This window comes from Peribacillus sp., assembly GCF_059453735.1.
The window spans coordinates 1-10,537 of the sequence record NZ_JAZVJO010000409.1 but is presented as its reverse complement, the minus strand read 5'-3'; the positions used below and the strand labels follow the sequence as shown (position 1 = coordinate 10,537).

10 protein-coding genes are annotated in these 10,537 nt (G+C 41.6%); all 10 read left to right on the top strand.

Translation table 11 applies throughout. The features are described from left to right. On the top strand, positions 1 to 165 hold a 165-nt coding region (locus AC52RT_RS13560), incomplete at its 5' end, for an aldehyde dehydrogenase family protein (RefSeq protein WP_495541231.1). A 24-nt stretch (positions 166 to 189) separates the two neighbouring features. Then, on the top strand, positions 190 to 1,530 hold the full coding sequence (locus AC52RT_RS13555; RefSeq protein ID WP_495541230.1) for an aspartate aminotransferase family protein: 1,341 nt from the start codon (positions 190 to 192) through the stop codon (positions 1,528 to 1,530). 139 nt (positions 1,531 to 1,669) lie between these two features. Next, positions 1,670 to 1,891, top strand: a complete 222-nt coding sequence (locus AC52RT_RS13550) for a hypothetical protein (protein WP_495541229.1) — start codon at positions 1,670 to 1,672, stop codon at positions 1,889 to 1,891. Positions 1,892 to 2,023: 132 nt separating this feature from the next. Further along, positions 2,024 to 3,277: a DUF5068 domain-containing protein gene (locus AC52RT_RS13545; protein WP_495541228.1), complete on the top strand. Its 1,254-nt coding sequence runs from the start codon at positions 2,024 to 2,026 to the stop codon at positions 3,275 to 3,277. 124 nt (positions 3,278 to 3,401) lie between these two features. Continuing rightward, positions 3,402 to 3,839, top strand: coding sequence for a histidine utilization transcription antiterminator HutP (gene hutP, locus AC52RT_RS13540; RefSeq protein WP_475730706.1), 438 nt, complete (start codon positions 3,402 to 3,404; stop codon positions 3,837 to 3,839). Between the two features lie 102 nt (positions 3,840 to 3,941). Beyond that, entirely contained in the window at positions 3,942 to 5,474 is a 1,533-nt protein-coding gene (gene hutH / locus AC52RT_RS13535) for a histidine ammonia-lyase (RefSeq protein WP_495541227.1), read from the top strand. Continuing rightward, positions 5,464 to 7,125 carry a urocanate hydratase gene (hutU, locus tag AC52RT_RS13530; protein ID WP_495541226.1) on the top strand — a complete coding sequence of 554 codons (1,662 nt, stop codon included), beginning with the start codon at positions 5,464 to 5,466 and terminating at the stop codon, positions 7,123 to 7,125. Before hutH ends, hutU begins: the two co-directional genes overlap by 11 nt. Continuing rightward, the gene (gene hutI / locus AC52RT_RS13525; RefSeq protein ID WP_495541225.1) at positions 7,115 to 8,371 is read left to right on the top strand and encodes an imidazolonepropionase; all 1,257 of its coding nucleotides are present in this window, start codon (positions 7,115 to 7,117) and stop codon (positions 8,369 to 8,371) included. The genes hutU and hutI overlap by 11 nt, the downstream gene beginning before the upstream one ends. Positions 8,372 to 8,717: 346 nt before the next feature. Then, positions 8,718 to 9,473 carry a DeoR/GlpR family DNA-binding transcription regulator gene (locus AC52RT_RS13520; RefSeq protein WP_495541224.1) on the top strand — a complete coding sequence of 252 codons (756 nt, stop codon included), beginning with the start codon at positions 8,718 to 8,720 and terminating at the stop codon, positions 9,471 to 9,473. Beyond that, on the top strand, positions 9,470 to 10,390 hold the full coding sequence (gene pfkB, locus AC52RT_RS13515) for a 1-phosphofructokinase (RefSeq protein WP_495541223.1): 921 nt from the start codon (positions 9,470 to 9,472) through the stop codon (positions 10,388 to 10,390). Before AC52RT_RS13520 ends, pfkB begins: the two co-directional genes overlap by 4 nt. Positions 10,391 to 10,537: the final 147 nt, after the last annotated feature.

Sequence of the window (10,537 nt, the reverse complement as noted above, 5' to 3'; positions counted from 1 at the left end):
GATATCGATGCAGGTATGCTTGGGGTGAATCTAGGTGTTCCTGCCCCTATGGCTTTCTTTCCATTTTCCGGCTATAAAAAATCGTTTTACGGAGATCTGCATGCCAATGGAAAAGATGGCGTAGAATTTTATACAAGAAAGAAAATGCTGACTGCACGGTATTAGATGTTAAACATAGGGGGAATGGAAATGCCGAATACGGATCAAACGCCTAGCTTGCAAGAAACAGATGAAAAATACCTTTGGCATGCGATGAAAGGCTCAAGCCCAGGTCAGGAACATACGGTGATGGTGAAAGGTGAAGGCGCATGGGTTATTGATGATAAAGGCAACCGTTATCTTGATGGCATGTCAGGACTTTGGTGCGTGAATGTCGGCTACGGACGTAAAGAACTGGCTGAAGCTGCCTATCAGCAGTTGCTGGAACTGCCGTATGCCCCGCTTATACAGAGTCATGTTCCTGCAATTAAGCTTGCAGAGAAGCTTAATTCATGGCTTGATGATGAGTACGTATTCTACTTTTCTAATAGCGGCAGTGAAGCAAACGAAACCGCATTTAAAATAATTCGTCAGTACCATCAGCAAACCGGTGGTCATTCTCGACATAAATTTATTTCCCGCTATCGGGGCTACCACGGCAATACGCTAGGCGCACTTGCTGCAACCGGTCAAGCTCAGCGGAAATATAAATATGAACCGCTGGCTCAGGGGTTCTTGCATGTTGCCCCGCCAGACTCCTATCGTAATTATGATGAAGGGAATCCACTTCATACGGCGGAAGAAATTGACCGGGTCATGACCTGGGAACTAAGTGAAACAGTTGCCGGTGTCATTATGGAACCGATCATAACCGGCGGAGGGATTTTGATGCCTCCTGAAGGATATATGAAACGTGTTAAAGAAATTTGTGATAAGCATGGGGCATTACTAATCAGTGATGAAGTCATCTGCGGCTTCGGCCGAACCGGGAAACCATTTGGGTTTATGCATTACGGGGTTAAACCCGATATTATTACAATGGCAAAGGGAATTACTAGTGCCTATTTGCCACTGGCCGTTACGGCAGTGAAAAAAGAGATTTTTGAAGCCTTTTCTGGAGAGGATACCTACGATCGTTTTCGTCATATCAACACGTTCGGTGGTAATCCAGCAGCGTGCGCCCTCGCCATCAAAAATCTGGAAATCTATGAAAATGAAAAACTGATTGAACGTTCTGCCCAACTTGGGGAAAGCATGTTGAATGATTTCGCCGAGTTAAAGGATCATCCCCTAGTAGGCGATATCCGTGGTAAAGGTCTTCTAATCGGAATTGAGCTGGTCAAAGACAAAACGACCAAGGAACCATTAGAAGTCGATAAATTGAATTCAATCATCAGTACATGTAAGCAAAAGGGACTTTTAATTGGTAAAAATGGAGATACGGTTGCCGGCTTTAACAATGTACTGCAGTTAGCACCACCGCTTTCCATTACGGATGATGATTATTCGTTTATTGTGAAAACGGTCAAAGAAGCTATGACATCCCTCTAAAAATAGGGAACAAAAAAAGCAGCCATGGTGCTGCTTTTTTTGTTCCCTGTTTTGAATTAAATGTCGAGCGAAAAATCTTCTAGCAACAAAGGTTTTATTAGAAAATAGTTGAATTGATAAACATATAGGGGGAATTTGTATGAAGACGATTAGACTAAGTTTTGAAAAAAAAATTATTGTCGATGCTCGTATTCAGATTGATGAACACCAAGTTTTTTTATTTGCCAATGGCCATGCTCCAGTAAGGGTTATCAATCGAACGAATCATAATCAAGAGGACATCATGAATCAAGCCATCAAATTATTTGAACAAGAAAACCAACTGACATTACAAAGACCAGAGATGAAAGACGATAAATAAACTAAGTGTTTTTTTAAAAAAAGAGTTTTACTTTTTCGAAAAGGGGGTAATGAACATTTGTGATTAATTTCCAACATAGTAAGTATTTAGATTGGGGTTATGAGCAATACATAATGATAAAGGTGTGAGTATGTGTTGAAGAAATGGTTTGTTGGGCCAGTTGTGTTAGCATCATTGCTGCTGCTGGCTGCTTGTGGAGAAGAAGAAAAAGAAACGGCATCGAAAAAAGCTGGAGAGAGTAAAACGGAAAAAGCTGTAGAAACAGAGAGTACTGAACCAGTTGAAGAAACATCGAATGAACCAGAAGAAGCGGCAGCTGCAGATTCCAATGAAGTAATGAATCCTGCGATTGCGGAACAATCTGAAGGTGAAGTAGAAGTAGTTTATACCAATAAGAGTCCAGAATACAGTCATAATATGGACGGATTTACCGTGTTGATAGACGAATACCAAGTGGTAAAGGTGACCGATATGCTTCCAAGTGTAACCATCCCATTTGACGATCAAACAGATGGATATGTGGTTACGGCGAAAGTGACATTGGAAAATGGAACAGGCAAACCTGCCTACTACAATAACAGTCAAAAGATTCAATTAGACTCAGAATATAATTATATTGCTGCTGAACATGTGAATTTTATTAACGAAAAAGACCAAGTTAAATCAACAAAAGAAACCGAAACAGGCAAATACGCAGCTGGTGAAAAGGTGACTGGTCTAATCAATTTCTTATTTACGAATGAAGAATTTGAATCATTAAAGACTGTAAAGCCGAAATATATTATCGAAGGCGGCATGGCGGATAATGATCAATTTAAAAACAGCTTTAATGGTGAAGGAAACTTTGACTTTATCTTTAATGAAGATCAAGAAAAGGCAGTGGCCGGAGCTCCAAAATTCTATCCCGATCAGCTGACAACTGATAATGTTGCTGATAAAAAAATGATTTTTGAAAAGTCAGGAATCAACGAAACCAAACAAATTGGTGATGTTAAGGTAACGTTAGAAGGTGTGCAATACACGGAAATAACTCCAGGAGCTGCAAACAAAGCTCGTTTTAAAAATTTTGGTGATAGTGGAATTGTGGCACTCACAGTGAAACTTAATCTTGATAATCAATCAGATCAGCCTATTAATCTCTCAACTGTTTCTAAGCTGAGAATCGATGATAACCGAGGTACAGCACTTTCCGAAGGCATGCTTGAACCCGTGAATCCAAGGGTAATTAAAGCAGGGTCACAAGGTGAGAAATATCATGTTTTCTTATTTAATAAAGATGAATTTAACATCTATAAGAAGTTTACCTTAGAATTTGGACCTTTTATTGGAGATAACGGAAAAGCTCTTTTCAAAGAGAAATTCGCTGAATTTAATTTACCAAGATAAGCCATAGTGTCCCAGTGCTTCGTGAGCACTGGGTTTTTTTTTGATTGACTTTTATTGAAAAGGACAATTACACTAGAGATAGTTATTAGATAATAGTGAATAATCCGAATAAAAGGGTGTTTTCATGACACAGCGAATTTTAATTGGGAAGCTAGCGGTACTGCTTGCCTCTCTAAACGAAGAAGAAATGGACTTTCTACAGCCTAATTTAACCGAAATTCGTTTTTGTAAGGGGCGGGTTGGATCCATGAACCTGCAAAAGGTAATAGCAGCAGTAGAGACGGCAGCAAAACGAGAGCGGTTAATTGAAGATCAGCATTACCGAGAAACTCATGCGCTGTATCATGCTATTTTAGAAGCCATCGAGGGTGTTACCCGCGGCCAATCCGCGATAGGAGAGATGAAACGGACAGTAGGTCTTTCATTTGCCGTAGTCCGCGGTAAACCTTATACAGAAGAAGCAGAAGGAGAATGGATAGCCGTTGCATTTTATGGAACAATCGGTGCACCAGTTAAAGGACTGGAGCATGAAGCAGTCGGACTGGGAATCAATCATATATAGGAAAACATTGCCTAGAGTTCATTAGTTATGAGGAGGCGATGATGGTGATTAAGCCATTGTCGTCTCTTTTTGTATGGTTTAAGACGGATTAGGAGGAAAGAGATGATCGAACTGACTGGGAATCATTTAACGCTAACAGAAATCACACGAATTTGTTATGAGGGAGAAAACGTTGGAATTAGTAAGGAGAGTATAGAAAATGTCAAAAAAAGCCGAGCTGCCGTCGAACGAATTGTTTCTGAAAAAATCATGGTATATGGGATTAATACAGGGTTCGGCCGCTTTAGCGAGGTGAGAATTAATGAGCAGGATGTGAATGATTTACAACTTAATTTAATTCGCTCACATGCATGTGGAGTCGGAGATCCTTTTCCGGAAACGGTTACGCGTGTGATGCTGTTATTAAGATTGAACGCGCTGATTAAGGGTTATTCAGGAATACGTCCTGAATTAGTAGAGTTATTAGTGACTTTACTTAACAAGGGCATTCATCCCGTCATCCCTCAGCAGGGTTCACTCGGTGCTTCTGGAGACCTAGCCCCTTTATCACATCTTGCACTTGTGCTTGTTGGAGAAGGAAAGGTTTACTATAAAGGAAAAATTAAAACAGCTAAGAAGGTCTTTACTCAGGAAGGGATTACGCCGATTACACTTGCAGCAAAGGAAGGGCTGGCACTGATAAATGGTACTCAAGCGATGACTGCACAGGGAGCGGTCAATTGGATCGAAGCAAACGATTTAGCCCTGCAAAGTGAACAAATAGCTGCAATAACGATGGAGGGACTACAAGGAATTATTGATGTGTTTCATCCGTCAATTCACGAAGCTCGTGGTTATCCCCAGCAAATAAAAGTCGCCGAGCGCATGCGGTCACTTTTATCTGGAAGCAAGCTTACGACAAAACAAGGAGAAAAAAGGGTTCAAGATGCGTATTCACTGCGCTGTATTCCTCAGGTACATGGTGCCTCGTGGCAGGCACTTGACTATGTAAAAGAAAAATTGGAAATCGAAATCAACGCTGCAACGGATAATCCGTTAATTGTCGATGATGGAGAGACCGTCATTTCGGGAGGGAATTTTCATGGCCAACCCATAGCGATTGCGATGGATTTTATGAAAATTGCCTGCGCAGAGCTTGCTAGTATTTCAGAGCGGCGTATCGAGCGGCTCGTCAACCCGCAGCTCAATGATTTACCCCCTTTTTTAAGTGCAAGGCCAGGCTTGCAGTCAGGCGCAATGATTATGCAATACTGCGCTGCTTCGCTGGTTTCAGAGAACAAAACGCTCGCCCATCCAGCAAGTGTTGATTCAATTCCCTCATCTGCCAACCAAGAAGACCATGTAAGCATGGGTACAATTGCAGCTCGTCACGCCTATGCGATTATCCAAAATGTGCGACGCGTACTTGCTATTGAAGCAATCTGTGCCATGGAGGCCGTTAAGTATCGAGGAATCGAAAAAATGGCTCCGCAAACCCATCATTTCTATCAATCTATGAGAAGGATTGTTAAACCAATTACGGAGGACCGCGTGTTTTCACTTGATATTGAAACCTTGACCAGCTGGTTAAAAAAACAGCGTACGAATAGGGATGATTTCTCGGAACTAAAAAGGGGGAAGAATGATGAAAAATAGCAGGAAAAAGGGCGGGTTGGAGCTTGAATGCAAAGGGTGGGAACAAGAAGCAGTTTTGCGCATGCTATATAATAATCTTGATCCAGAGGTGGCAGAGAATCCAGAAGAGCTGGTTGTGTATGGAGGCATCGGAAAAGCTGCTCGTAATTGGCCGTCATTTGATGCCATAGTCACTTCGCTTCGACGTCTGGAACATGACGAAACTTTACTGATTCAATCCGGTAAGCCAGTTGCTGTATTCCGTACTCATGCAGCTGCACCGCGTGTGCTTTTATCGAATTCAGTACTTGTTCCCAAATGGGCAAATTGGGAGCATTTTCATGAGCTTGATAAAAAGGGACTCATGATGTACGGACAAATGACAGCAGGAAGCTGGATTTATATTGGGACGCAAGGAATCTTACAAGGCACCTACGAAACACTGGCTGAACTAGCCAGACAGCATTTTAATGGGTCTTTACAAGGAACAATCACCTTAACCGCTGGACTCGGTGGGATGGGCGGGGCACAGCCGCTTGCGGTTACGATGAATGGTGGTGTTTGCCTTGCCGTAGAGGTCGATCCTGCAAAAATTGAGAAACGAATAGCTTCTGGGTATTGTGATTGTATGACTGATTCCCTTGAAGAGGCAGCATCATGGGCAGTGAAAGCAAAGAAGGAAGGTAAGGCCTTATCCATCGGGTTAGTCGGCAATGCGGCGGATATTTACGAACAGTTCGTTCATCGGAACATCATTGATATTGTAACAGATCAGACCTCAGCTCATGATCCCTTGAACGGTTACATTCCAAGAGGGTTGAGCCTTAAAGACGCAGCAGACCTGCGTAACCAGGATGAAGCAGAGTATATACGCCGTTCTACACAATCCATGGCACACCAGGTCGAGAGTATGCTTGCTTTTCAGAAAAAGGGTGCAGTGGTATTTGATTACGGCAACAATATTCGCCAAGTTGCTTTCGACTATGGCGTTAAGGAAGCATTCAATTTTCCAGGATTTGTTCCAGCCTTCATCCGTCCCTTGTTCTGTGAAGGAAAAGGTCCGTTTCGGTGGGTAGCGTTATCTGGTGATCCTGAGGATATTTACCGAACAGATCGATTGGTAAAAGAGTTATTTCCTGACCATAAACCCCTGCACCGTTGGATTGATCTTGCACGTGAGAAAGTATCCTTTCAGGGACTCCCCGCACGTATTTGCTGGCTTGGGTATGGAGAACGGTTAAAAATGGGCCTCGCCATTAATGAATTGGTTCGAAATGGAGAGCTTAAGGCACCAATTGTCATTGGCCGTGATCATCTTGACAGTGGTTCAGTAGCTTCCCCAAACCGTGAAACAGAGAATATGAAAGATGGCAGTGATGCAGTTGGAGATTGGGCGATTTTAAATGCGCTTGTTAATGTGGCTGCTGGCGGGTCATGGATTTCTGTGCATCATGGTGGTGGCGTGGGAATGGGGTATTCGCTGCATGCAGGGATGGTTGTTGTTGCAGATGGCAGTAACCTGGCTGAGCAGCGGTTAACGCGTGTCCTTACAACAGATCCAGGGATGGGAATTGTCCGGCACGCGGATGCAGGATACGAATTAGCGATCGAAGCGGCCAAGGAAAAAAAGATAGATATTCCAATGCTAGGGAGGAAAAATCATGAACTATGACATGCTTGTGAAGGATATAGGACAGTTAATTTTACCGGAATCGAGTCTAACTCCATTAAAAGGGGACCAAATGAAGGAATTAAGCATTAAGGAGCAGGCTGCCTTTGCGGTCAATGAAGGGAGGATAGCTTGGATAGGTACGAATATAGAGGCAAGCACACTTGACGCTGATCAGATTATATCAGCTGATAATAAAGTCGTTTCACCTGGTCTAGTTGATTCGCATACACATCTAGTGTTTGGCGGTTCCCGCGAAGGCGAACTCGTGCTAAAACAACAAGGGATGCCTTACCTAGAGATTCTGGAAAAAGGAGGTGGTATATTATCTACAGTTGCAGCAACCAAGCAATCGACAGAAGAAGAACTGGTGAAAAAGGCCGCTCATCATCTTGAAACGAGTATCGCTCATGGAGTAACCACGCTTGAAGCAAAAAGCGGTTATGGCTTGGATAAAGAAACGGAACTAAAGCAGCTTAGAGTAGTGAAAACATTGTCCAGGGTCTACCCAATTACACTAGTATCAACCTTTCTTGGGCCACACGCCATCCCCCCGGAATATAAAGAAAGTGTCTCAGCATTTATTGAAGAGATGATTTTCTTATTGGACGTGATCAAAGAAGAGGAACTAGCAGAGTTTGTTGATATATTTTGTGAAACCGGCGTATTTAGTTTGGAACAAGCAAAAATCTTTTTGGAAGCTGCAAAAGAGAGAGGCTTTGGCTTAAAAATGCATGCCGATGAAATCCACTCACTAGGAGGAACAGAGCTTGCGGTAGCACTAGGAGCGGTGAGTGTAGATCACCTGGTTGCGGCAACAGATATCGGAATTGAGAAACTGGCAAACTCTACTACGGTGGCTGTCCTGCTGCCAGGTACAACGTTTTATTTAGGCAAAAATACGTATGCGAAAGCAAGAAGTATCATTGATAAGGGAGGAGCGGTTGCACTAGCAACTGACTTTAACCCAGGAAGCTCGGTAACAGAAAATTTACAGTTCATTATGTCTCTGGCTGCCTTGAAATTGCAAATGACAGCAGAAGAAATATGGAACGCAGTCACGGTGAATGCGGCACATGCCATTGGTAAGAGCATAGAAGCAGGAACGCTGGAACTGGGGAGAAAAGCTGACTTCGTTATTTGGGATATTCCGACCTATCAGTATCTTCCTTATCATTACGGTATTAATCATGCACACGCTGTCTACGTCAACGGAAAGAAAATTTGGGAACAAGCGAGAGTGATTTAATTAAAAAAACGCTGCAAAATTCAATGCAGCGGCTTTTTTTGCGTAATTATATTTTGCAATTCTTCTCGATAGAATATCGGACAATCCTCACTATGCGAGGGTATCCAATGACAAAAAAACCGCGTAACGCACTTGTTATTTTAATAAAAACCTCGATAGAATATTCAAAAAACCGACCGCATATAAACACCTTCACCTGCTTAAAACAAATATTAGAGATGTTAATATGAATGTTTGTGAACGATTTATGATTTTTTATGAATGAAAATGAATACTTTTAAATGTTTTTGATTGATTAATGAAACCGTTTCATTTATGATGTGATTACAAGGTGGAGGTGAGCAGTTTGTTAACAACAGAAAGACACGCATTCATTCAATCCTTATTAAAGAAAGAGGGAACTGTTAAGTTACAAGAAATTGTAGACCAGCTCCAGGTATCCGAATCAACCATTAGAAGAGATTTAGTACAGCTAGAAGAAATGAAAGTGCTGAAACGTGTACACGGCGGAGCCTCTTTGCTTCAACGAAAAGGTCTTGAGCCAACAACATATGAAAACCAAACCAAATCCATAGCTGAAAAGCAAGCGATTGCAAAGGTTGCTTCCTCATTTATTGAGAAAAATGATTGCATTTATCTAGATGCAGGAACAACTGTCTCAGAAATGATTCCCTATCTAAAGGACAAAAATGTAACCGTTTTAACAAACGGACTTATGCATATACCCAAATTAATTCAACTAGAAATAAAAACGGTTTTGGTTGGCGGCAGCATTAAATTTTCTACAAATGCTATTGTCGGCGGAACGGCAGTCCAATTTTTAAATGAATACCGAATGGACAAATGCTTTCTTGGGATGAATGGGATACATCCTGAACTAGGTTTCACAACACCGGATCCTGATGAAGCACTCTTAAAAAAAACGGCTATCCGATTGTCGAGCGAAAGCTATGTACTAGGTGACAGTACAAAATTAAATGAAGCTACTTTTGCTAAGGTCGCTGATGTAAACGATGCCATTATTATTACGGACAATAATGATGAAGAAGCAATTTCACAACTCAAGAAAAATCCTAAAGTAAAGGTCGTGACGGTAAAATGATTTATACAGTAACCCTTAATCCCTCGATTGATTATCTGGTCGAAGTAGAGAATTTCCAGATGGGCAGCGTAAACCGAACAACTCATGATTGTAAATTCCCAGGAGGGAAGGGAATAAATGTCTCTAGAGTCTTAAAAAGAATCGGAAATGATACAACAGCATTTGGTTTCATAGGCGGCCAAACAGGAGAATTCGTAAAAACCTTTTTACATCAAGAAGAAATCATGACCGATTTTAATGAAGCATCGGGAGATACAAGAATCAATATTAAACTAAAGACAGGTATCGAAACGGAAATTAATAGCCAAGGACCTGACATCACGATAGAAAGCTATCAGCAATTAGTTAAGAAAATAGATGATTTACAGGCTGAAGATATACTGGTTCTATCAGGAAGCATTCCAGCTAGTCTTCCGAAAAATGTATATAGTCATCTAACAAAAAAATGTTCTGAGAAGGGAATAAACGTCGTCGTCGATACAAGTGGAAAAGAATTACTAGAGGTTATCCCTTATCAACCGTTTCTCGTTAAACCGAATCATCACGAACTTGGGGAACTATTTTCAACTGAAATAAATCATGTACATGATGCGTTTAAGTATGGAATGAAACTGGTGGAGATGGGTGCTCAGCATGTAATTGTCTCCATGGCTGGGGATGGAGCGGTCCTTTGTACAAAGAACAAAGCGTATACTGCGAATGTACCTAAAGGCAATGTGGTTAATTCAGTAGGTGCTGGTGATTCAATGGTGGCAGGATTTATTGGAACCTATGAAACGACTCAAGACATCCTTTCTGCTTTTCATTTTAGCCTGGCAGCAGGAAGCGCCACCGCTTTTTCAGCCGATTTATGTTCACTAGAAGGAATCGAAGAATTATTGCCGCAAATAGCAATCACTGAGCTTACAGGGGGATGATTTGATGAAAATCACAGACTTATTAAAAGTAGATACGATAATCATAGATTTAAAGAGTGTCACAAAGAAAGACGTTATTGATGAATTAGCTGGTCAGTTAACAGAAGCAGGTCGTTTACATGATGAAGCAGAATTTAAGGCTGCCAT

What these genes read in the sequence shown, in the direction of transcription:
- AC52RT_RS13555 (WP_495541230.1), top strand. Translation starts at nt 190, where the DNA reads ATGCCGAATACGGATCAAACGCCTAGCTTGCAAGAAACAGATGAAAAA.
- AC52RT_RS13550 (WP_495541229.1), top strand. Translation starts at nt 1,670, where the DNA reads ATGAAGACGATTAGACTAAGTTTTGAAAAAAAAATTATTGTCGATGCT.
- hutP (WP_475730706.1), top strand. Translation starts at nt 3,402, where the DNA reads ATGACACAGCGAATTTTAATTGGGAAGCTAGCGGTACTGCTTGCCTCT.
- hutH (WP_495541227.1), top strand. Translation starts at nt 3,942, where the DNA reads ATGATCGAACTGACTGGGAATCATTTAACGCTAACAGAAATCACACGA.
- hutU (WP_495541226.1), top strand. Translation starts at nt 5,464, where the DNA reads ATGAAAAATAGCAGGAAAAAGGGCGGGTTGGAGCTTGAATGCAAAGGG.
- hutI (WP_495541225.1), top strand. Translation starts at nt 7,115, where the DNA reads ATGAACTATGACATGCTTGTGAAGGATATAGGACAGTTAATTTTACCG.
- pfkB (WP_495541223.1), top strand. Translation starts at nt 9,470, where the DNA reads ATGATTTATACAGTAACCCTTAATCCCTCGATTGATTATCTGGTCGAA.